The sequence below is a fragment of the Streptomyces stelliscabiei genome, from assembly GCF_014873495.1.
Taxonomy (GTDB): Bacteria; Actinomycetota; Actinomycetes; order Streptomycetales; family Streptomycetaceae; genus Streptomyces; species Streptomyces bottropensis.
In genome coordinates, this window is record NZ_JADBGF010000001.1 from 8847619 (window position 1) to 8869548 (window position 21930).

The following is a 21930-nucleotide window of genomic DNA, read 5'->3' on the forward strand; positions in this document are numbered from 1 at the left end:
TCAGTTCCAGCCACTCTTGAAAGGTTCCACCTGTGACGCACGACCAACACACCTCCCACCACGGGGGAGGCGCGCTTCCCGGCTCGGAAGCGGGCCTCTCCGGCGGCGGGCGGCCCCGGACGGACCGCGTCGTGTTCGGCGTGACGGCGGTACTCACCCTGGCCTTCGTCCTCTGGGGCGCCATCTGGACCGACTCGCTCGAAACCGCCTCCGGCAAGATGCTGAGCGGCCTGATCCACAACGGTGGCTGGGCGTTCATGCTGGCCGCCTCCTGCTTCGTCATCTTCGCCCTGTGGCTCGCGGTCAGCCGCTACGGCCGCATCCACCTGGGGGTCGAGGGCGAGAAGCCCGAGTTCCGCACGGTCTCCTGGGTCGCCATGATGTTCAGCGCCGGCATGGGCATCGGCCTGATGTTCTACGGCGTGAGCGAACCCCTCGCCCACTACACCGCGCCCCCGCCGGGCACGAACCCCGAGGGTTCCGGCGAGCGCATGGAAACGGCGATGGCGACCACCCTCTTCCACTGGACGCTGCACCCCTGGGCGATCTACGCGGTGGTCGGCCTGGCCATCGCCTACAGCACCTTCCGCAAGCGGCGCCGCCAGACCATCAGCGCCGTCTTCACCCCGCTGCTCGGCGAGAAGCACGCCAACGGCACCACCGGCCGAGTCATCGACATCCTCGCGATCGTCGCCACGATCTTCGGCTCGGCGGCCTCCCTCGGCCTCGGCGCCCTCCAGATCGGCTCCGGTGTCACCGAGCTGGGCTGGATGGGCAAGGTGAGCACCGGCCTGCTCGTCGGCATCATCGCGGTCCTGACCCTGGCCTTCGTCGCCTCCGCCGTGTCCGGTGTCGAGAAGGGCATCCAGTGGCTGTCCAACATCAACATGGTGCTGGCCCTGCTGCTGGCGGTCTTCGTCTTCGTCGCCGGCCCGACCATCCTCATCCTCGACCTGCTGCCCACCTCGGCCTTCTCCTACCTCGGCGACCTGCCCCAGCTCGCGGGCCGCACCGAGGCCTCCGGCGGGCAGGGCGTGGCCGACTGGCTCGGCAGCTGGACCGTCTTCTACTGGGCGTGGTGGATCTCCTGGACGCCCTTCGTCGGCATGTTCATCGCTCGCATCAGCCGCGGCCGCACCATCCGCCAGTTCATCGGCGGCGTCATCCTCGTCCCCAGCTCGGTCAGCCTCGTCTGGTTCGCCGTCTTCGGCGGTACGGCGATGAAGCTGCAGGAGCAGGGCCGGCTCGGTGAGGAGGCCACCCCGGAGGGCCAGCTCTTCGCCGTCCTCCACGAGTTCCCCATCGCCACGGTCTCCAGCCTGCTCGTGATGATCCTCGTCGGCATCTTCTTCGTCTCCGGCGCCGACGCCGCCTCCATCGTCATGGGCACGCTCTCCCAGCGCGGCGCGCTCGAACCCGGCCGCTTCGTCGTCGTCTTCTGGGGCGTCGTCACCGGGGCCGTCGCCGCGATCATGCTCCTGGTCGGCAGTGGACAGGGCGACGCCCTCACGGGCCTGCAGAACCTGACGATCCTGGCCGCCGCGCCATTCGTCATCGTCATGATCGGCATGTGCGTCGCGCTCATGCGCGACCTGCGCCGCGACTCGGTGATCGTCCGCGAGGAGATGGCCTCCGAGGCGGTCGAACTCGCCGTCATCGAGGGCCACAAGCGCTACGACGGCGAGTTCGAGATCAGGGTCGGCCCCGGCCAGGGCACGGAGATCGAGGGCGACCCGATCGGCCACCGCGCGGAGTGAGAGGGGCAGGGGCGCGGGGGAGTGGGCGGGCGGCCGCGACACATCGCGGCCGCCCACGTTGCGCCTCGCACTCGCACTCGCACTCGCACGGGCACGCTCACGGGCACGCGCACGCTCACGGGCACGCGCACGCTCACGGGCACGCGCACGCTCACGGGCACGCGCACTGGCCTGGCACTCGCACGCGCCCCCCGGCGCCTCCGCCCGTCACCCGGAGGCGAGCCGTGCAGCCTCCCTCGCGCAGCCCCACGCCACCGTGACCCCCGCCCCGCCGTGACCGTAGTTGTGCACCAACACCCGCCCGCCCGGCAGGACCTCGCGCTCCAACCGCACGGCGGGCCGCGCGGGCCGCAGCCCCACCCGGTGCTCGATGACCCGGGCTCCCTCGATCTCGGGCCTGATCGCCGCACACCGCCGCACGATCTCCCGCGCGATCACCGGATCCGGCGTCAGGGACCAGGCGTCCTCCTCCGCCGTGCCGCCCAGGATCAGACCGCCCGGCTGAGGGATGAAGTACGTGCTCTCGGACCCGCCGTGATCCACCGAGGTGAGCCAGGTGGTGACCCCGGGGTTCTCCACGACGACCAACTGCCCCCGCACCGGCCGTACGGAGGGGTCCGGCACCAGCTGCCGCGCCCCCAGCCCCGTGCAGTTGACGACGACCGGCGCGTCGACCGCCGCGAGATCCGTGACCGTACGCTCCTCCACCACCCCGCCCGCCGCGGCGAACCGCTCGCGCAGCCACCGCAGATGGACCGGCATGTCGATCAACGGCAGCCGCGCCCAGAGGCCGACGCCCGCGTACTCACCGGCCGTCGCCACCCGCAGCCCGCGCACCCGGGAGGCCCACGCACCCAGTCCGTCCAGTTCGGTCTCGCCGTGTACGCCCTCGACCATGCGTACGCCCGTCTCGCCGGACCGGGCCGTCAGCTCCTCGTACACGGCCAGGGTGACGAGCGCCCACGCGCCGACGAGTTCCTCCGGCTCGATCCGATACGGCCACCACAGTCCGCCCGCGACGGCGGACGTCGTCAGCTCCGCGGGCTCCCGTGTCCAGATCCGGACCCGCCTGCCGCCCTCCGCCAGCACGACGGCCGTCGTGAGACCGACGACTCCGCCACCGACCACGATCACATCACTGTTCGATTCCTTGGTCACGCAGGGACGTTAACGGAATGTGGCGGACCGTGCGCACAAGTCTGCCTTTGTGGGGATACTCACACCATGTCTGCCGAGTACGCGACCTTCGGCCTGGCACCGGCGATGCGAGCCGGTGGCGTCCTCGCCAACGGTGACTACCAGGTGCACCGGGACTTCGTGGACTTCATCGTCGACGGACGCCCGCTGCTGTACCAGCTCTCCGACCTCGATGCCGTCTCCCCACTCGCCTCCGACGTCCCGCCCTCGATCTTCACCGCCCAGGTGCGCAGCCTGCTCCTGGAAGCCGAGGCCCCCCTGACGCGGGGCCGTTACATCATCTACGGCTGCCCCGAATGCGCCGACCTCGCCTGCGGAGCGGTGACCGCGGTCATCGAGCGGGCCGGCGAGGACTTCGTGTGGCGGGACTTCGCCTGGCAGACGGAGGAGGAGGCCGACCTCAAGCTGAACGGCTACACGGGCATCGGCCCGTTCCGCTTCCGCGGCCCCGAGTACCGCGGCGCGTTGCAGTCCCTGCTGTCGGAGTCCGCCGCCGAGCCGTCGGTCCGCCGCCGGGTCCTCCTCATCGGTGCCCGGGTCGCCGTCCTCGCCAGACTCGCCGCCGCCCTGCGTGCCATCGGCATCGGCACCGACATAGCGCACGACGCCACCGGTGTGCCCGAGGACGAACTGCGGACCTACGGTGCCGTGGTCTTCGGCCGGGCCGTCGGCGAGGCGGACCGTGCCGCCGTGCGTCTGGCCTTCGACCGCGCGGGGGTCAAGGTCGCCTACGTCGACGGGCTCGCCCCGATCATCCCGCTGCTCGTCGCGCAGATCGAACACGCCCTCGACCGCAGCCCGGCACGGCAGCGCCGCCTGACCCGTCTCGTCGCCGCCGGGGGACAGGCCGGCATCGAGATCACCTCCACCTGCCGTGTGGAGCTGACCGCCTACCGCCTCGACCGGCTGTACCGCCCCCACACCTACCGCTTCTTCGACGGCATCCTCCCGGCCGGCCGGCACCGCATCGGCCTGGACCCCAAGGCGGTGAGGGGAGAGTCGTTCATCGTGGCCCGCACCTCGGGAACGGTCCTGGTGGAGCCGATGGCGGCGTGAGTTCGCAGGGCGGGCGGGAGCCGGCACCCGACGCGGCTGGGAGGTCCCGTCCTCCTGTCGTTAGGATCGCCCCCTGTGACCGCCACCCTCGTCGTCAAGAACCTCGCCGCCGGCCACGGCGACCGCTCCCTCTTCTCCGGGCTCGACCTCGTCGTCGCCCCCGGCGATGTGATCGGGCTGGTCGGCGCCAATGGCGCGGGCAAGTCCACGCTGCTCAGGCTGCTCGCCGGTCTGCTCCCGCCGGAGGAGGGCGAGCTGCGGCTGTCCCCGCCCACGGCGACCGTCGGCCACCTGCCGCAGGAGCCGGAGCGCCGGGAGGGCGAGAGCGTCCGGCAGTTCCTCGCCCGGCGCACGGGCGTGGCCGAGGCCCAGCGCGTGATGGACGAGGCCACCCAGGCCCTGGTGGACGGCGCGCCCGGCGCCGACGACGCGTACTCGGTGAGCCTGGAGCGCTGGCTCGACCTGGGCGGCGCCGACCTGGACGAGCGTGCGGAGGAGGTCACCGCCTCCCTCGGCCTCGGCGTCGACCTGGACCAGCCGATGACCGGCCTCTCCGGCGGCCAGGCCGCCCGCGCCGGACTCGCCTCGCTCCTCCTCTCCCGCTACGACGTCTTCCTCCTCGACGAGCCCACCAACGACCTGGACCTCGACGGCCTGGAACGGCTCGAACGCTTCGTCTCCGGCCTGCGCGCGGGCACGGTGGTCGTCAGCCACGACCGCGAGTTCCTCACCCGCACGGTCACCAAGGTCCTCGAACTCGACCTCGCCCAGAATCAGATCAACCTCTACGGCGGCGGCTACGAGGCCTATCTGGAGGAGCGGGACACGGCCCGCCGGCACGCCCGCGACGACTTCGAGGAGTACGCCGACAAGAAGGCGGCCCTCCAGGACCGCGCCCAGATGCAGCGCTCCTGGATGGACAAGGGCGTGAAGAACGCGCGGCGCAAGGCGAACAACGACAATGACAAGATCGGCCGCAAGTTCCGCAGCGAGGCGAGCGAGAAGCAGGCCGCCAAGGCCCGGCAGACCCAGCGCATGATCGAACGGCTGGACGTCGTCGAGGAGCCGCGCAAGGAGTGGGAGCTGCGCATGGAGATCGCGGCGGCCCCGCGTTCCGGTGCCGTCGTCGCCACCCTGCGCGACGCCGAGGTGCGGCGCGGCGACTTCGCGTTCGGACCCGTGTCGTTGCAGATCGACTGGGCCGACCGCATCGCCATCACGGGCGCGAACGGCGCCGGCAAGTCGACGCTGCTGGGCGCGCTGCTCGGCCGCGTCCCGCTGGACTCGGGACACGCCGCCCTCGGCTCGGGCGTCCTGGTCGGCGAGGTCGACCAGGCGCGGGGGCTCTTCCACGGCCCCGAGTCCCTGCTCGACGCCTTCGCCGCGGCCGTCCCGGACACGGAACCCGCCGAAGTCCGCACCCTTCTCGCCAAGTTCGGCCTCAAGGCGGCCCACGTCCTACGCCCGGCGGTCACCCTCTCCCCGGGCGAACGCACCCGTGCGGCCCTCGCGCTCCTCCAGGGCCGAGGCGTCAACCTCCTGATCCTCGACGAGCCCACCAACCACCTGGACCTCCCCGCCATCGAACAACTGGAGTCCGCCCTCGACTCCTACGAGGGCACGCTCCTCCTGGTCACCCACGACCGCCGCATGCTGGACGCGGTCCACGTGACTCGCCGCCTGAGCGTGGAGGCAGGCAAGGTGACGGAGGGCTGAGGGCGAATCTCGGCTGGGGGTCGAAGGGGCGCAGCCCCTGGGTGGGGGCACCTCCCGCTCGAGCGAAGCCGAGAGTGAGGGAGGGACGGGTAGGGGCGGCGGGGGCGAACCCCCGCCGCCACACTCACCGCCGCTTCTTGTCCACCAACCCCGCCCGCCGCAACGCATCAGCCATCGCACTGTTGGAGGGCGCCGGAGCCCCAGCCCCCTGCCGGGACCCACCGCCCCCACCCCCACGCCCCTGCTGCCGAGGCGGCTGGGATCCACGCCCCCCGCGCTGAGGCCGAGACCCCCCACCCGACTGCCCCGAGCCGCCCTGCCCCTTGGCCGCCGCCTCGTCGTCCAGCCGCAACGTCAAGGAGATCCGCTTCCGCGGAATGTCGACGTCGAGCACCTTCACCTTCACGATGTCCCCGGGCTTCACCACATCCCGCGGATCCTTCACGAACGTCTTGGACAGCGCGGAGACGTGTGCCAGACCGTCCTGGTGGACACCGACGTCGATGAACGCCCCGAAGGCCGCCACGTTCGTCACGACCCCCTCCAGCACCATCCCGGACACCAGGTCGGAGATCTTCTCCACGCCCTCCTTGAAGGTGGCCGTCTTGAAGGCCGGCCGGGGGTCACGCCCCGGCTTCTCCAGCTCCTTCAGGATGTCCGACACGGTCGGCAGACCGAAGGTCTCGTCCACGAAGTCCGCGGGCCTGAGCGACCGCAGCACCCCCGTGTTGCCGATGAGCGCCGCCACCTCCTGCCCGGCCGTCTTCACCATCCGCCGTACGACGGGGTACGCCTCCGGGTGCACGCTGGACGCGTCCAGCGGGTCGTCGCCGCCCCGGATCCGCAGGAACCCCGCGCACTGCTCGTACGCCTTCGGACCGAGCCGCGCCACGCCCTTCAGCTGGGAACGCGACGTGAAGGGGCCGTTGGCGTCGCGGTGGGCCACGATGTTCTCGGCGAGGCCGGAGGAGATGCCGGACACGCGCGCGAGGAGCGGCGCGGAGGCGGTGTTCACGTCCACACCCACGCCGTTCACACAGTCCTCCACCACCGCGTCCAGCGAACGCGACAGCTTCACCTCGGACAGGTCGTGCTGGTACTGCCCGACACCGATGGACTTCGGGTCGATCTTCACCAGCTCGGCCAGGGGGTCCTGGAGGCGGCGCGCGATGGACACGGCGCCACGCAGCGAGACGTCCATGCCCGGCAGCTCCTGAGAGGCGAACGCCGACGCCGAGTACACGGACGCGCCGGCCTCGGACACCATCACCTTGGTGAGCTTCAACTCCGGGTGCTTGGTGATCAGTTCACCGGCGAGCTTGTCGGTCTCGCGGGAGGCCGTGCCGTTGCCGATCGCGATCAGGTCGACCGCGTGCTCCTTGGCGAGCCGCGCCAGCTTCGCGATGGCCTCGTCCCACTTGTTGGCCGGGACGTGCGGGTAGATCACGTCGGTCGCCACGACCTTGCCGGTCGCGTCCACCACGGCGACCTTCACGCCCGTACGGAAACCGGGGTCGAGGCCGAGCGTCGCGCGGGTGCCGGCGGGGGCGGCGAGGAGCAGGTCGCGCAGGTTCGCCGCGAACACGTTCACCGCCTCGTCCTCGGCGGCCGTCCGCAGCCGCAGTCGCAGATCGATGCCGAGGTGGACGAGGATCCGGGTCCGCCAGGCCCAACGGACGGTGTCCGTCAGCCACTTGTCGCCGGGGCGCCCGCGGTCGGCGATCTGGAAACGGTGGGCGACGATCCCCTCGTAGGACGAGGGACCGGGCTGCTCGGAGGGCTCCTCCGGCTCCAGGACGAGATCGAGGACGTCCTCCTTCTCACCGCGCAGCATCGCCAGGATGCGGTGGGAGGGCAGATCGGTGAACGGCTCCGCGAAGTCGAAGTAGTCGGCGAACTTGGCGCCCGCCTCCTCCTTGCCGTCCTTCACCTTGGCGGCCAGCCGCCCCCGTACCCACATGCGTTCGCGCAGTTCGCCGATCAGGTCGGCGTCCTCCGAGAACCGCTCGGTGAGGATCGCCCGCGCGCCGTCCAGCGCGGCCTGCGGATCGGCGACGCCCTTGTCGGCGTCCACGAACGCCGCGGCGGCGGCCAAAGGCTCGATCGTCGGGTCGCCGAGCAGCCCCTCGGCCAGCGGTTCGAGGCCCGCCTCCCGGGCGATCTGCGCCTTCGTGCGCCGCTTGGGCTTGAAGGGGAGGTAGATGTCCTCCAGCCGTGCCTTGGTCTCCGCGGCACGGATCTGCGCCTCGACCTCCGGCGTCAGCTTGCCCTGCTCGCGCACCGAGTCGAGGATCGCCGTCCGCCGCTCCTCCAGCTCCCGCAGATAGCGCAGCCGCTCCTCCAGCGTGCGTAGCTGCGCGTCGTCGAGCATCTCCGTCGCTTCCTTGCGGTAGCGGGCGATGAAGGGCACGGTCGAACCGCCGTCGAGCAGCTCCACCGCGGCTCTGACCTGCCGCTCCCGTACGCCGAGCTCCTCGGCGATCCTGCCTTCGATGGACCCTACGAGGGGTGTCGTCACGTTCCCGTACCGCCTTCTCCACTGGGGTTGCGCGGCAATTGTGGCAGGTGGCACCGACAGCGGGGGCTCAGGCCGTGAGACTCGTCGGACCGGGACGGGCGGACCGGACCCGGACCCGGACCGGACAGGACATGGCCGGAAGGGACGGTCCGGACGGACGGGGAGCCGGACGCGTCACTCGCGTCCGGCTCCCGAGGTCCACTCGGCCGTCTCAGGCCCGACGGGCCCGCCCGCCGCCGCGCGTCGAACTCGACGCGCCGCCGAAGAGCCGGGCCACGGCCCGGAACGGCAGCGTGACCACCGTCGCGATGGCCCCACCGATCTGTCGCAACACGTCTGCGATGGCACGGAACACGTACTTCCCCTTTCGTTTCCCGGCTGGCTGGGCCAGGACTGATCGAGTACCGCGCCCGCCGTCGTTCATGCCTGGACCGTTCGGATCAGCCCTTGCCGGTCATCCCCGCCGGGAACGCCCCCGCGGCGAGCATGGTCGTCACCAGTGTGCTCATCAGCTCGGTGAGCCGCTCCACCCCGGCCGCGCCCAGATGCTCGTACGGCGCCAGGTCGAGCCGGTCCGTGGCGTCCTCGATCTCCCGGCGCAGGGCCACCCCCGCCTCCGTCAGCTCGCCGTCGCCGTCGGTCAGCCCGCGCTCCCGGAGCCGGGTGAGCGCGGCGTCCCACTCGTCCCGGCTCCAGCCGCGTGTGCCGGCGGCCCACTTCGGGGACATGCCCTTGCCGGTCGCCGTGTGGCTGGCCAGCGCCTCCACCGGGTCCAGACCGGCGTCGAGGAGCACCGCGAGATGCCCGTCGCCCCGGTGCTCGCGCAGCAGCGTGGCCGCGTGCCAGAGCGCGAGGTGGGGGCGCTCGGGTACGGGGAGATCAGCGTGCGCGGCATACAGGGGGCGCGCGGTCCTCGTGCACGCCTCGGTGGCGCGGAGGGCCAGCCGCGCCGCCTCGGCCACCTCCTCGGAGGCGATCAGCTCCTCACCGAGCAGCCGCCGCAGCGTGGCGTCGACGGCGCGTTCACGGGCCGCCAGCACCGCCGGGGGCGCGGCGGTCTCCCACACGGCGGGCACGTGCTCCGCGACCAGCTCATGACGGAAGTTGAAGAACGTCGCCGTCACCACTCCCGCGCCGACCGGGCCCATGGCCGCGGCCCGCACCGCGAAGTACGCCGCCTGCGGGTGCTTCACCCTCAGGGCGGCCAGCTCCCGGCCGAGGTCCGGCGAGAAGTAGTGCGCGGAGTGGAAGGGGTTGAGGAATCCATGGCAGCGCCGCCCGGCGCGGTCCGGCAGAGAGGAGGTCATGGCGGCATGTTACCGACCGGTTGGTAGGTGGGGGCGGAGTTGGCCGGCTCCCATGTCGTCCATGGCAGGAAAGGTGGGGTGCTCGTCATTGCGGCCATGCCCCGCCCGCCCAAGAATCGATGACATGCGAACTGTCCTGGTCGTCCTCTTCGACGGCGTGCAGAGCCTCGACGTCACGGGCCCGCTGGAGGTCTTCGCCGGTGCGGAACAGCACACACCGGGGACGTACCGCATCGGCACGGCCTCCCTGGACGGCACGCCCGTGCGCACCTCCAGCGGCCTCACCCTCGTCCCTGACCACTCCCTCGCCGCCGCACCCGCCCCGCACACCCTGCTGGTCCCCGGAGGGCAGGGCACCCGCAGCCCCGCCCCCGAGACCGTCGCCTGGCTGCGTGAGCACGGCCCGCGCGCGAAGCGCCTGGTCTCGGTCTGCACCGGCGCGATCCTGCTCGCCGAGGCGGGTCTCCTGGACGGCCGCCGGGCCACCACCCACTGGGCGTACTGCGACACCCTGGCCCGCCACCACCCGGCGATCGAGGTCGACCCCGACCCCATCTTCGTCCGCGACGGTCACATCGCCACCTCCGCCGGTGTCACCTCCGGCATCGACCTGGCCCTCGCGCTCGTCGAGGAGGACATCGGCCGCGACGCCGCCCTCGCCATCGCCCGCCACCTCGTCGTCTTCCTCCGCAGACCGGGAAACCAGGCCCAGTTCAGCGCCCAGCTCGCCGCCCAGACGGCCCGGCGGGAGCCGCTCCGCGAGGTCCAGCAGTGGATCACCGAGCATCCCGGAGCCGACCTGGGGGTCGAGCGCCTGGCCGCCCGCGCCCGGCTCTCACCCCGCCACTTCGCCCGCGCCTTCCGGGCCGAGACGGGCATGACCCCGGGCCGATACGTGGACCGCGTCCGCCTCGAACACGCGCGCCGCCTCCTGGAGGACACCGCCGACGGCGTCGAGGAGATCTCCCGCACCTGCGGCTACGGCACCGCCGAGGCCATGCGCCGCGCCTTCGTGAAGGCCCTCGGCACCTCCCCGGCGGAGTACCGCCGCCGCTTCCGCCCGGCCCCGGCTCCCACGCACTGAACGAAGCCGGCATCGGGCCCCCGACCTGCGCCCAAGCCGACATCGAGACCCTGAACCGAAGCGAAAGGGATCCCATGCAGATCGCCATCGTCCTCTTCGACCGCTTCACCGCCCTCGACGCGGTGGGCCCCTACGAGACCCTCGGCCGTCTCCCCGACGCCGAACTCGTCTTCGTCGCCGAGGAGAGGGGCCCGGTCCGCTCCGACACCGGCGCCCTCGCGCTCACGGCCGACAGGACCCTCGCCGAGGTCCCGAGTCCGGACATCGTCGTGGTGCCCGGCGGCCCCGGCCAGTTCGCCCAGATGGAGAACGAGACCCTCTTCGCGTGGCTGCGCACGGCCGACCGCACCAGCGCCTGGACGACCTCCGTGTGCACCGGCTCCCTCCTGCTGGCCGGCGCCGGTCTCCTCGAAGGCCGCCGGGCCACCTCGCACTGGCTGGCGCTGGACTTCCTCGAGCGGTACGGCGCCGAGCCCACGGGGGAGCGGGTCGTGATCGACGGCAAGTACGTCACCGCGGCCGGGGTCTCCTCCGGCATCGACATGGGCCTGACCCTGGTGGGCCGGATCGCGGGCGACGAACACGCCCAGGCCGTCCAGCTGATGACCGAGTACGACCCGCAGCCGCCCTACGACGCCGGCGCCCCGCACAAGGCTCCCGCCCACCTGGTGGAGGAGTTCCGCACCAACAGCCGCTTCGCCCTGATGTGACCGGTGCCGGCCGCCCCTCAGAGCGTCCAGGTGAACCGGGGCCGCCGGCGCTCCAGGAACGCGGCGACGCCCTCCGCGGCGTCGGCGCTGCCACGTGCCTGCTCGGCCCAGTGGGCGTCGCGGTCGGTGCGGCCGTTCGCGAACTCCTTGGCCGCCGCCTGCGTCAGCCGGGAGCGCGAGACCAGCACCCGGGTGAACTCCGCGACCCGCCCGGCGAGTTCGCCCACGCGCAGCACCTCGTCCACCAGCCCCGTGCGCAGTGCGCGCTCCGCGTCGATCAACTCACCCGAGAACAGCAGGTACTTGGCGGTGCCCGGGCCGACCAGCGACACCAGCCGCCGCGTGGAGGAGGCCGGGTAGACGAGCCCCAGTTTCGCCGGAGTGATCCCGAACAGCGCTCCCTCCTCCGCGAACCGCAGATCGCAGGCCGCCGCCAGCTGCGAGCCGCCGCCCACGCAGTGGCCCCGGATCGCCGCGAGGGTCGGCTTGGCGAAGGCGGCGAGGGCCTCCTCGGCACGACCCGCCAGCTCCTGGGCCTCGCCCGGGGCCTCCCGCAGCGTGGAGATGTCGGCGCCCGCGCAGAACGTGTCGCCCTCCCCGGTGAGCACCAGGGCCCGTACGCCGGGGTCGGCGCCCAGCCGGTCGAGCAGCGGCGGCAGCGCCCGCCACATCCCGGCCGTCATGGCGTTGCGCTTGGCCGGGTGGTGGACGACGACGGTCGCGACCCCGTCGGCGACGGATTCCAGCAGCTGAGGCTCCATGCACCGGATGCTAGCCACCCCCCGCGCGCGTACGAGCGGGGCCCCGTGCCGGGCCCGGCGGGCGCTCCGGTCGGTGCTCCACCGGCTCGGCGTCAAACCCGTACAACCCGAATAGTTCCGAAAGGGACAAGCACCGAACAAAGGCAGTCGCACGACTTACTCAGTCGCTCGCGAACCATCCGAAAGTCGTCGATACGCGCTGACTTCTGTTCAGTCCTCCGTGCTCGGCACTCCGTTACCAACACTCGACATGTGGTGACAATCGAGCGCAAGGGTGGCGACCGGACGATGGACGACCAAGGGCGCGGGAGCGACCCACGCCCTGAAGGCGGGGGGCACGGTTCCGAGGACCCGGGGCCGCCGGAGCCACTGCCCTACGAGGGGGTCTGGCGGTTCACCGCTGCCGCCGTCGACGCCTCGGTGCCGCAGGCGCGGCGCGCCGTCCGGGACCTGCTCGCCCGTCAGGGCGTGCCGATCTCGGACGACCTCGTCCAAGGACTTCTGCTGATCGTCTCCGAGCTGGTGACGAACGCCGTCAAACACGCGGCGCTCCTGTCGCCCACGCTGGCCGTCGAGGTCGCCGTCGGAGCGGAGTGGGTGCGGGTCTCCGTGGAGGACAACCACCCCTACCGCCCGACCGCCCTGGAGACCGACCACGGCCGCCTCGGCGGCCGCGGTCTGCTCCTGGTGCGCGAGATCACGCTGGAGGCGGGCGGCATCTGCGACGTCGAGCACACCGCGAGCGGCGGCAAGGTGATCTGGGCCGCCCTGCCCCTCAGACCCGCACACCTGATCCAGGGGTGAATGATCACCCGTCCGCGGATCGGGTCCACCGACCCGGGGCCGTCACCAGCCCGCGGCCGGACCCGTCAGCTCCCTGACCGCCGGCCGGGCCGCGTCCAGCACCGTCATGAACCAGGCCGAGAAGGTGTCCTTGGCGTGCCGCTCCGCCAGCTCGTCCGGGGTCACGAACGCGGTGGCCCCGACCTCCTCCGGGTCCGGCCGCAGCGGGGTCCGCAGCAGACCGACGAACAGATGGTTGAACTCCTGTTCCACCAGACCCGAGTCCGGGTCCGGGTGGTGGTAGCGGACCGTGCCCGCCTCGCCGAGCAGCGCCGGGGAGACCCCCAGCTCCTCGTGCGTCCGCCGCGCGGCCGCCGCGAAGGGGGACTCGCCCGGGTAGGGGTGCCCGCAGCAGGTGTTCGACCAGACGCCGGGGGAGTGGTACTTGCCGAGGGCCCGCTGCTGGAGCAGCAGCCGCCCGCGCTCGTCGAACAGGAACACGGAGAAGGCCCGGTGCAGTTGACCGGGCGGTTGATGAGCGGCCAGCTTCTCCGCGGTGCCGATCGTGGTGCCGTCCTCGTCGACCAGCTCCAGCAGGATCGCTTCCGTGGTCCCGTTCTGCGAACTCTGCACCGCGGTGGCAGGTGTGATCGGCATGCCCATCCTTCGCCTCGTTCTTCGAGCCTCAAGTCTGCCGCACGAAACCGCCGCTCCCGGCACTTCGCGCGAACCCGCATGTCCTACCCGCCCGCCCCGGCCCGCAGACACGCCCCGGCCCGCGCGTCACACCCCGAAGGCGGCCGGATACCTGATGGTGCCGGGCGCCACAGGCCCGGAACCGTTCAGCACCAGCGCCATCATCGCCGCGTCCGGCACGTCGAAACCCGGCCGGATGCCGTACTCGGACGCACGTACGAAGCCGAAGCGCGGGTAGTACTCCGGATGCCCCAGGACGAGGACCAGCCCCTCCTCACGCGCGCGTGCCGCCCCCAGTGCCGCGCGGACGACGGCCGCACCCGCTCCCTGCCGCTGCCGGTCCGGCAGCACCGCGACGGGCGCCAGCGCCAGCGCGGGGACCTCGTCCACATGGCAGCGCGTGATGAGCGCGTAGGCCGCGAGCGTGCCGTCCGGCGCCTCGGCGACGTAGGACAGCTCCGGCAGCCAGGCCCCGGGGTCCTCGCGGAGCGCGTCGACGAGCCTGGCCTCCGCGGCGGTCTCGAAGGCGGCGGCGTTGACGGCGTACACACCCTCCCGGTCGGCCGGCGTCTCCGGTCGCGTCGTCCAGTGGGTCGTCCCGGTCGTCAGTGACACAGTTTCGCCTCGTGTTCCGCGTGGCCGCTCGGCTCCAGCTGGAAGGTGCAGTGCTCGACGTCGAAGTGGTCGCCGATGCAGCCCTGGAGGTCGTGCAGCATCTTCTCGTGGCCGATGGAGTCCAGCGTGTCGGAGCCGACCACCACATGGGCGGAGAGCACCGGCATACCGGACGTGATCGTCCAGGCGTGCAGGTCGTGGACGTCCTCCACGCCGGGCAGCGCCAGTATGTGGGCTCGTACCTCGGCCATGTCGACGTTCTTCGGGGCCGCCTCCAGCAGGACGTCGAGGGTCTCGCGCAGCAGCTTCACCGTCCGGGGGACGATCATCAGACCGATGAGCAGCGAGGCGATCGGGTCCGCGGCCTGCCAGCCGGTGAGCAGGACGACCGTCGCGGAGATGATCACCGCCACCGAGCCGAGCGCGTCCGCGGCCACCTCCAGGAAGGCGCCCCGTACGTTCAGGCTCTCCTTCTGGCCGCGCATCAGCAGGCTCAGCGAGATCATGTTCGCGACCAGACCGATCGCGCCGAACACGATGGTCAGCCCGCCCTCGGTGCCGACCGGTGTGACGAAGCGCTGGATCGCCTCGTACAGGACGTAGCCGCCGACGCCGAGCAGCAGGAGGCAGTTCGCGAGCGCCGCGAGTATCTCGGCGCGGGCGTAGCCGAAGGTGCGGTTGCCGCTCGGCGGGCGGTTCGCGAAGTGGATCGCGAGGAGCGCCATCCCGAGGCCCACCGCGTCCGTGGCCATGTGGGCCGCGTCCGCGATGAGCGCGAGCGAATCGGCGAGCACGCCGCCGACGATCTCGACCGCCATGACGGTGAGCGTGATCGACAGTGCGACGCGCAGCCGTCCGCGGTACGCCGCTGCCGCCGTACCCGTGGTCGGCGCGTGATGCGCGTGCCCGTGATCGTGCCCAGCCCCCATGGGGTTGCCCGCCTCTCGAAAGCGTCCGTGTGTTCGGCTCCGGATCACAGTGAACTACGGGTGGGGGGTATCCGGCAACGCGGCACTGAACACCGTTGTCATGTGCTCTGACCTGCGGAAACGATGCGCAGGTCAGAGCGTTGCCATGATCGGTACGGGTCAGAGGCCGCGATGCAGCCGCCAGCCCTCCCAGGCCGACTCGACCATCTCGCGCACCCCGCGCCGGGCCGTCCAGCCGAGCTCCCGTTCGGCCCGCGCGGCCGAGGCGACCGCGCGCGGTGCGTCGCCGGGACGGCGCGCCTCGACGAGCGCGGGTCGCCGGTCGCCGGTCACCTCGCCCACCAGGTCGATGAGTTCGCGGACCGAAACGCCCTCGCCGCGGCCGATGTTCACGGTCAGGTCGCCCGTGGCGCCCCCGGCGAGGCGCCGGGCGGCCGCGAGGTGCGCGTCGGCGAGATCGGCGACATGGATGTAGTCCCGCACGCAGGTGCCGTCCGGGGTCGGGTAGTCGTCGCCGAAGATCCGCGGGGCCTCGTCACGGGTGAGGCGGTCGAAGACCATCGGGACGACGTTGAAGACGCCCGTGTCGGCCAGCGCCGCGTCGGCGGCCCCCGCCACGTTGAAGTACCGCAGGCACACGGTGGCCATGCCGTGCGCCCGGCCTGCGGCCCGGACCAGCCATTCCCCGGCGAGCTTGGTCTCGCCGTACGGGCTCATCGGGGCGCACGGGGTGTCCTCGGTGATGAGGTCCACGTCCGGGTTGCCGTAGACGGCGGCGGAGGAGGAGAAGACGAAGCGCTCCACCCCGGCTCCGGCCGCCGCCTCCAGGAGGCCGGCGAGACCGCCGACGTTCTCCTGGTAGTAGCGGGTGGGCTGGGCGACGGACTCGCCCACCTGCTTGCGGGCGGCGAGGTGGACCACACCGGTCACGGCGTGCTCGGCCAGGACGCGCTTGAGGAGGTCGCCGTCGAGGGCGGAGCCGTGGACCAGCGGGATGTGCTCGGGGAGGCGGCCGCGGACCCCTGCGGAGAGGTCGTCCAGTGCGACGACCTGTTCGCCGGCCTCGGTCATGACCTTCGCCACGTGTGCGCCGATGTAGCCCGCCCCGCCTGTGATCAGCCATGTCATGGGGCCACCTTATTCGGGGGCGGGTGGGGGGGCCGCGTTGTGTCCGTTCGCCGGGGAGCGCGTGCAGGATCGGCGGGGACGGAGCTCGTCGTGGCCCGACGCACGGTTCCCCGCGCGCTGTGCGGCGGACGCGGATCACCGTCCTCACCAGGGCCCGCACCCACCCCTTACCCCCCTATGAACCGATATGCGCACCGGAGTTTGTGGCGCACCCCCCACATCCCCGATGATGATCGCGGCGGAGGAGCAACGGCCTGAGCAGGTGCGACCGATCAGGCCGTGAACGGGCGGTGAACGCCTGCTTCCCTTCATCCGATAACCTCTGCCGACACGCCGCCGGCCCCCAGGGCCTGGCCGCCTTCCACCACGTACATGTCCGGCGCGGTCGCGTCGGCACCCAGGGAGTGAGTTCCTCTGTCGACCGCCATCCTCACCGGTCAGCCGGTGCCCGGATCGTCGCTGGAGGGCGATCTGCGGTCGCTCGGCTTCGACGTACGGGTCGCCTCCGACGCCGGTGACGCCGCGCGGCTCCTGGCGACGGTGCCCGCGGACCAGCGGGTCGCGATCGTCGACGCCCGCTTCGTGGGCCACGTGCACGCCCTGCGCCTGGGACTCACCGACCCCCGCTTCGAGGCGGCCGCCCTGCCGGGCGCCGTGACCGTACGGGCCGCCGGCCGTCAGGCGCTGACCCGGGTGCTGACCCGCGAGAACCCCGCCGCGAGCGGCAGCACCGCCGTCGCCGTCGACAGCGTCGCCGACCGGATCGTCGCCGCCCTCGACGCGGACGGCGTCAGCCTGTACCGCCCCGAACTCGGCACCCTGGTCGCCGCCGTCCCCGCCGACCCGCAGACCCGCGACGAGGCCCACCGGGCGGTCGCCGCCGTCGACGACGAGGCCGTACGCCTGCGCACCGCGGTGAAGTCCCGCGACGGCTTCTTCACCACATACTGCATCAGCCCGTACTCCCGCTACCTCGCCCGCTGGTGCGCCCGCCGGGGCCTGACCCCGAACCAGGTCACCACGGCCTCGCTGATCACCGCCCTGATCGCGGCGGGCTGCGCGGCCACCGGCACCCGCGGCGGCTACGTCGCGGCCGGCCTGCTGCTGATCCTCTCCTTCGTCCTCGACTGCACCGACGGCCAGTTGGCCCGCTACTCCCTGCAGTACTCCACGCTCGGCGCCTGGCTCGACGCCACCTTCGACCGCGCCAAGGAGTACGCCTACTACGCGGGCCTCGCCCTCGGCGCCGCCCGCGGCGGTGACGACGTATGGGCCCTCGCGCTCGGCGCGATGGTCCTGCAGAGCTGCCGCCACATCGTCGACTTCTCCTTCAACGAGGCGAACCACGACGCCACCGCCAACACCAGCCCCACGGCCGCCCTTTCGGGCAAGCTCGACAGCGTCGGCTGGACGGTGTGGATCCGCCGGATGATCGTCCTGCCGATCGGTGAGCGCTGGGCCATGATCGCCGTCCTCACGGCGGTCACCACACCGCGCATCACCTTCTACGCGCTGCTCGTCGGCTGTGCCTTCGCCGCGACCTACACCACGGCGGGCCGCGTCCTGCGCTCCCTGACGCGCAAGGCCGAGCGGACGGACCGTGCGGCGCGGGCGCTGGCGGACCTCGCGGACAGCGGGCCCCTGGCCGAGTTCCTCGCCCGTGTCCTGCCCGGCGGACCGCGTGCCCTGGCGCCGGTGTTCGCCCTCGCGGGCGCTGCCGCCGTGGTGCTCGCGGCCTGGATCGACGGGCCCGGCCGGGCGGTGGTCATCTGCGCCGGCGCGTACGCCCTGGTGTCCGCGGAAGCCGTAGTCCGCCCCCTCAAGGGCCCCCTCGACTGGCTGATCCCCCCGCTCTTCCGCGCCGCCGAGTACGGCACCGTCCTGATCCTCGCGGCCAAGGCCGAGGTGAACGGCGCCCTTCCCGCGGCTTTCGGGCTGGTGGCCGCGGTCGCCTACCATCACTACGACACGGTGTACCGCATCCGCGGGGACGCCGGAGCGCCGCCGCGGTGGCTGGTGCGGGCCATCGGGGGACACGAAGGCAGGACCCTGCTGGTCACCGTCCTGGCCGCGCTGCTCGCGCCCACAGAGTTCAAGGTCGCGCTCACGGCTCTCGCCGTGACCGTGGCGCTGCTGGTGCTCTTCGAGAGCATCCGCTTCTGGGTGACCGCCCATAAGACAGGCGCACCCGCCGTACACGATGAAGGAGAACCCGCATGATCGGCCTCGTGCTGGCGGCCGGCGCCGGACGGCGTCTTCGCCCCTACACCGACACCCTTCCCAAGGCGCTCGTGCCGGTCGGTCCGGAGGGCAATGAGGACAGCCTCACCGTTCTCGACCTGACGCTCGGCAACTTCGCCGAGATCGGCCTGACCGAGGTCGCGATCATCGTCGGGTACCGCAAGGAGGCCGTCTACGAGCGCCGCGAGGCGCTGGAGCAGAAGTACGGCGTCAAGATCACCCTGATCGACAACGACAAGGCCGAGGAGTGGAACAACGCCTACTCCCTGTGGTGCGGCCGTGACGCCATCAAGCACTCGGTGATCCTCGCCAACGGCGACACCGTGCACCCGGTCTCCGTCGAGAAGACCCTGCTGGCCGCCCGCGGCGACGGCAAGAAGATCATCCTGGCCCTCGACACGGTGAAGTCCCTCGCCGACGAGGAGATGAAGGTCGTCGTCGGCCCCGAGGGCGGCATGACGAAGATCACCAAGCTGATGGACCCGGCCGAGGCGACCGGTGAGTACATCGGCGTCACCCTCATCGAGGGCGAGGCCGCCGACGAGCTGGCCGACGCCCTGAAGACGGTCTTCGAGACGGACCCGCAGCAGTTCTACGAGCACGGCTACCAGGAGCTCGTGAACCGCGGCTTCCGTATCGACGTGGCGCCCATCGGTGACGTCAAGTGGGTCGAGATCGACAACCACGACGACCTCGCCAAGGGACGTGAGATCGCGTGCCAGTACTGACGAGGCTCATCCCCTCGCCGGTCGTCGTGGACATCCGTCCCGGCGCGCTCGATGACCTGGCGACGATCCTGTCGGACCAGCGCATCGCGCCGTCGGGCCGGCTGGCCTTCGCGATCAGCGCCGGCTCCGGCGCGGCGCTGCGCGACCGGTTCGCCCCCGCTTTTCCGGAGGCGGACTGGTTCTGCGACGCCGACGGCACCATCGACGGAGCGGTGCGGCTCGCCGACTCGATCAAGAAGGGCGGTCACTACGACGCCGTGGTCGGGCTCGGCGGCGGCAAGGTCATCGACTGCGCCAAGTACGCGGCCGCCCGGGTGGGCCTGCCGCTGGTCGCCGTCGCCACCAACCTCGCCAACGACGGTCTGTGCTCCCCGGTCGCCACCCTCGACAACGACGCGGGCCGCGGCTCCTACGGTGTGCCGAACCCGATCGGCATCGTCATCGACCTCGACGTCATCCGCGAGGCACCGGTGCGCTTCGTGCGCGCCGGTATCGGCGACGTGATCTGCAAGATCTCCGCCGTGGCCGACTGGGAACTGTCCAGCCGGGAGACGGGCGAGAAGGTCGACGGACTGGCCGCCGCCATGGCCCGCCAGGCCGCCGAGGCCGTGCTCCGCCACCCCGGAGGGGTCGGCGACGACGAGTTCCTGACGACGTTGTCCGAGTCGCTCGTCCTGTGCGGGATCTCCATGTCCGTGGCCGGCGACAGCCGTCCCGCCTCGGGCGCCTGTCACGAGATCAGCCACGCCTTCGACCTGACCTTCCCCAAGCGCAATGCCCTGCACGGCGAACAGTGCGGCCTCGGCGGCGCGTTCGCCACGTTCCTGCGGGGCAACCACGAGGTCGCGGGCCAGATGGTCGAGGTCCTGCGCCACCACGGCCTGCCGGTCCTCCCGGACGAGATCGGCTTCACCGTGGACGAGTTCGTCCGCGTCGTGGAGTTCGCCCCGCAGACCCGGCCGGGCCGCTACACCATCCTGGAACACCTCGAACTGAGCACCGACCAGATCAAGGACGCCTACGCCGACTATGCCAAAGCCATCAGTAGCTGAACTCCGCCCGGTCGTTCACCCTCCGGGTGTGAAGGACCGGCGGAGCGGTGAGCACTGGGCCGGCCGGCTCTACATGCGCGAGATCTCGCTGCGGATAGACCGGCACCTGGTGAACACCCGGGTCACGCCCAACCAGCTGACCTACCTGATGACCGTCTTCGGCGTCCTCGCCGCCCCGGCCCTGCTGGTGCCGGGCATCGCGGGCGCCGTCCTCGGTGTGCTGATGGTCCAGCTGTACCTGCTGTTCGACTGCGTCGACGGCGAGATCGCCCGCTGGCGCAAGCAGTACTCGATGGCCGGCATCTACGTGGACCGGGTCGGCGCCTACCTCTGCGACGCGGCCGTGCTGGTCGGCTTCGGCCTGCGCGCCGCCGACCTGTGGGGCACCGGCCGCATCGACTGGCTGTGGGCCTTCCTCGGCACGCTCGCCGCGCTGGGCGCCATCCTGATCAAGGCCGAGACGGACCTCGTCGGGGTCGCCCGGCACCAGCAGGGCAAGCCGCCGGTCCAGGAGTCGGCCGCCGAGCCTCGCTCCTCCGGCATGGCGCTGGCCCGCAGGGCCGCCGCCGCCCTGAAGTTCCACCGGCTGATCCTCGGCGTCGAGGCCTCCCTGCTCATCCTGGTCTTCGCGGTCCTGGACCAGATGCGGGGCGACCTGTTCTTCTCCCGGCTCGGCGTCGCCGTGCTCGCCGGCATCGCGCTGCTGCAGACCCTGCTGCACCTGGTGTCCATCCTGGCCTCCAGCAGGCTGAAGTGAGCGGCGCCATGAAGGTCGGCGCGGTGATCATCACCATGGGCAACCGCCCCGACGAACTCCGCGCCCTCCTCGACTCGGTCGCCAAGCAGGAGGGCGACCGGGTCGAGGTGGTCGTCGTCGGCAACGGCTCGCCCGTCCCGGACGTCCCCGAGGGCGTACGGACGGTCGAGCTGCCCGAGAACCTCGGCATCCCCGGCGGCCGCAACATAGGGATAGAGGCGTTCGGCCCCAGCGGCCGGGACGTCGACGTGCTCCTCTTCCTCGACGACGACGGCCTGCTCGCCCACCACGACACCGCCGAACTCTGCCGCCGGGCCTTCGAGGAGGACCCGCGACTCGGCATCGTCAGCTTCCGGATCGCCGACCCGGACACCGGGCAGACCCAGCGGCGCCATGTCCCCCGGCTGCGGGCCGCCGACCCGATGCGCTCCTCCCGGGTCACCACCTTCCTCGGCGGCGCCAACGCCGTACGCACCCAGGTCTTCGCCGAAGTCGGCGGGCTCCCGGACGAGTTCTTCTACGCGCACGAGGAGACCGACCTCGCCTGGCGCGCCCTCGACGCGGGCTGGATGATCGACTACCGCTCCGACATGGTGCTGTACCACCCCACGACCGCCCCCTCCCGGCACGCGGTCTACCACCGCATGGTCGCGCGCAACCGCGTCTGGCTCGCGCGCCGCAACCTCCCGGCCCCACTCGTCCCGGTCTACCTGGGCGTCTGGCTGCTGCTGACCCTCCTGCGCAAGCCCTCAGGGCCGGCGCTGAAGGCCTGGTTCGGCGGTTTCAAGGAGGGCTGGACGAGCCCCTGCGGCCCCCGCCGGCCCATGAAGTGGCGTACGGTGTGGCGGCTGACCCGACTGGGCCGACCGCCCGTCATCTGACAAGCTCGAAATCT

20 protein-coding genes are annotated in these 21930 nt (G+C 71.9%); 11 read left to right on the forward strand and 9 right to left on the reverse strand.

Annotated features, from left to right (window positions below):
* Positions 1 to 32: 32 nt before the first annotated feature.
* Entirely contained in the window at positions 33 to 1757 is a 1725-nt protein-coding gene (locus H4687_RS38905; protein ID WP_046916982.1) for a BCCT family transporter, read from the forward strand.
* 207 nt (positions 1758 to 1964) lie between these two features.
* On the opposite strand, the gene H4687_RS38910 is transcribed toward H4687_RS38905, so the two are convergent.
* Positions 1965 to 2915, reverse strand: a complete 951-nt coding sequence (locus H4687_RS38910) for an FAD-dependent oxidoreductase (protein ID WP_046916981.1) — start codon at positions 2913 to 2915, stop codon at positions 1965 to 1967.
* Positions 2916 to 2981: 66 nt separating this feature from the next.
* Here H4687_RS38910 and H4687_RS38915 point away from each other — a divergent pair, with 66 nt between their 5' ends.
* Both H4687_RS38915 and H4687_RS38920 read left to right on the forward strand, forming a co-directional pair.
* Positions 2982 to 4010 carry a hypothetical protein gene (locus tag H4687_RS38915; RefSeq protein WP_046916980.1) on the forward strand — a complete coding sequence of 343 codons (1029 nt, stop codon included), beginning with the start codon at positions 2982 to 2984 and terminating at the stop codon, positions 4008 to 4010.
* Positions 4011 to 4085: 75 nt separating this feature from the next.
* A complete protein-coding gene (locus tag H4687_RS38920) occupies positions 4086 to 5726 on the forward strand; it encodes an ABC-F family ATP-binding cassette domain-containing protein (protein WP_046916979.1) in 1641 nt (546 codons plus the stop codon).
* Between the two features lie 124 nt (positions 5727 to 5850).
* Here H4687_RS38920 and H4687_RS38925 read toward each other — a convergent pair whose 3' ends face one another.
* The 3 genes from H4687_RS38925 to H4687_RS38930 all read right to left on the reverse strand — a co-directional run bounded on the left by H4687_RS38925 (position 5851) and on the right by H4687_RS38930 (position 9551).
* Entirely contained in the window at positions 5851 to 8244 is a 2394-nt protein-coding gene (locus H4687_RS38925; RefSeq protein ID WP_097248990.1) for a Tex family protein, read from the reverse strand.
* Between the two features lie 211 nt (positions 8245 to 8455).
* Positions 8456 to 8599 (reverse strand): LPFR motif small protein, encoded by a 144-nt coding sequence (locus tag H4687_RS47725; RefSeq protein ID WP_020115189.1) that lies wholly within the window; start codon positions 8597 to 8599, stop codon positions 8456 to 8458.
* Positions 8600 to 8684: 85 nt separating this feature from the next.
* The gene (locus H4687_RS38930) at positions 8685 to 9551 is read right to left on the reverse strand and encodes an SCO6745 family protein (RefSeq protein ID WP_046916803.1); all 867 of its coding nucleotides are present in this window, start codon (positions 9549 to 9551) and stop codon (positions 8685 to 8687) included.
* Between the two features lie 124 nt (positions 9552 to 9675).
* On the opposite strand from H4687_RS38930, the gene H4687_RS38935 reads away from it, so the two are divergent.
* Positions 9676 to 10635, forward strand: a complete 960-nt coding sequence (locus H4687_RS38935; RefSeq protein ID WP_046916804.1) for a GlxA family transcriptional regulator — start codon at positions 9676 to 9678, stop codon at positions 10633 to 10635.
* Positions 10636 to 10709: 74 nt separating this feature from the next.
* Positions 10710 to 11345, forward strand: a complete 636-nt coding sequence (locus H4687_RS38940) for a DJ-1/PfpI family protein (protein ID WP_046916805.1) — start codon at positions 10710 to 10712, stop codon at positions 11343 to 11345.
* A gap of 17 nt (positions 11346 to 11362) precedes the next feature.
* Here H4687_RS38940 and H4687_RS38945 read toward each other — a convergent pair whose 3' ends face one another.
* Positions 11363 to 12106, reverse strand: coding sequence for an enoyl-CoA hydratase/isomerase family protein (locus H4687_RS38945; RefSeq protein ID WP_046916806.1), 744 nt, complete (start codon positions 12104 to 12106; stop codon positions 11363 to 11365).
* A 288-nt stretch (positions 12107 to 12394) separates the two neighbouring features.
* On the opposite strand from H4687_RS38945, the gene H4687_RS38950 reads away from it, so the two are divergent.
* On the forward strand, positions 12395 to 12910 hold the full coding sequence (locus tag H4687_RS38950; protein ID WP_046916807.1) for an ATP-binding protein: 516 nt from the start codon (positions 12395 to 12397) through the stop codon (positions 12908 to 12910).
* Between the two features lie 42 nt (positions 12911 to 12952).
* On the opposite strand, the gene idi is transcribed toward H4687_RS38950, so the two are convergent.
* The 4 genes from idi to galE all read right to left on the reverse strand — a co-directional run bounded on the left by idi (position 12953) and on the right by galE (position 16257).
* Positions 12953 to 13546, reverse strand: coding sequence for an isopentenyl-diphosphate Delta-isomerase (idi, locus tag H4687_RS38955; protein WP_046916810.1), 594 nt, complete (start codon positions 13544 to 13546; stop codon positions 12953 to 12955).
* Between the two features lie 126 nt (positions 13547 to 13672).
* Positions 13673 to 14200, reverse strand: coding sequence for a GNAT family N-acetyltransferase (locus tag H4687_RS38960; RefSeq protein WP_046916808.1), 528 nt, complete (start codon positions 14198 to 14200; stop codon positions 13673 to 13675).
* Positions 14191 to 15129 (reverse strand): cation diffusion facilitator family transporter, encoded by a 939-nt coding sequence (locus H4687_RS38965; protein ID WP_046916809.1) that lies wholly within the window; start codon positions 15127 to 15129, stop codon positions 14191 to 14193. Before H4687_RS38965 ends, H4687_RS38960 begins: the two co-directional genes overlap by 10 nt.
* A gap of 159 nt (positions 15130 to 15288) precedes the next feature.
* Positions 15289 to 16257 carry a UDP-glucose 4-epimerase GalE gene (galE, locus tag H4687_RS38970; RefSeq protein WP_050398332.1) on the reverse strand — a complete coding sequence of 323 codons (969 nt, stop codon included), beginning with the start codon at positions 16255 to 16257 and terminating at the stop codon, positions 15289 to 15291.
* Between the two features lie 414 nt (positions 16258 to 16671).
* On the opposite strand from galE, the gene H4687_RS38975 reads away from it, so the two are divergent.
* Genes H4687_RS38975 through H4687_RS38995 form a run of 5 tightly spaced genes read left to right on the forward strand, consistent with a single transcriptional unit; the run spans position 16672 to position 21916 of the window.
* Positions 16672 to 18477, forward strand: coding sequence for a DUF5941 domain-containing protein (locus H4687_RS38975; protein ID WP_046913552.1), 1806 nt, complete (start codon positions 16672 to 16674; stop codon positions 18475 to 18477).
* Positions 18474 to 19226: a phosphocholine cytidylyltransferase family protein gene (locus H4687_RS38980; protein WP_046913553.1), complete on the forward strand. Its 753-nt coding sequence runs from the start codon at positions 18474 to 18476 to the stop codon at positions 19224 to 19226. The genes H4687_RS38975 and H4687_RS38980 overlap by 4 nt, the downstream gene beginning before the upstream one ends.
* Positions 19214 to 20278, forward strand: a complete 1065-nt coding sequence (locus tag H4687_RS38985; RefSeq protein ID WP_046913554.1) for an iron-containing alcohol dehydrogenase family protein — start codon at positions 19214 to 19216, stop codon at positions 20276 to 20278. The genes H4687_RS38980 and H4687_RS38985 overlap by 13 nt, the downstream gene beginning before the upstream one ends.
* Positions 20279 to 20306: 28 nt before the next feature.
* Positions 20307 to 21035, forward strand: a complete 729-nt coding sequence (locus H4687_RS38990; RefSeq protein WP_046913555.1) for a CDP-alcohol phosphatidyltransferase family protein — start codon at positions 20307 to 20309, stop codon at positions 21033 to 21035.
* Positions 21036 to 21043: 8 nt separating this feature from the next.
* Positions 21044 to 21916 (forward strand): glycosyltransferase family 2 protein, encoded by an 873-nt coding sequence (locus H4687_RS38995; RefSeq protein WP_225968267.1) that lies wholly within the window; start codon positions 21044 to 21046, stop codon positions 21914 to 21916.
* Positions 21917 to 21930 lie beyond the last annotated feature (14 nt).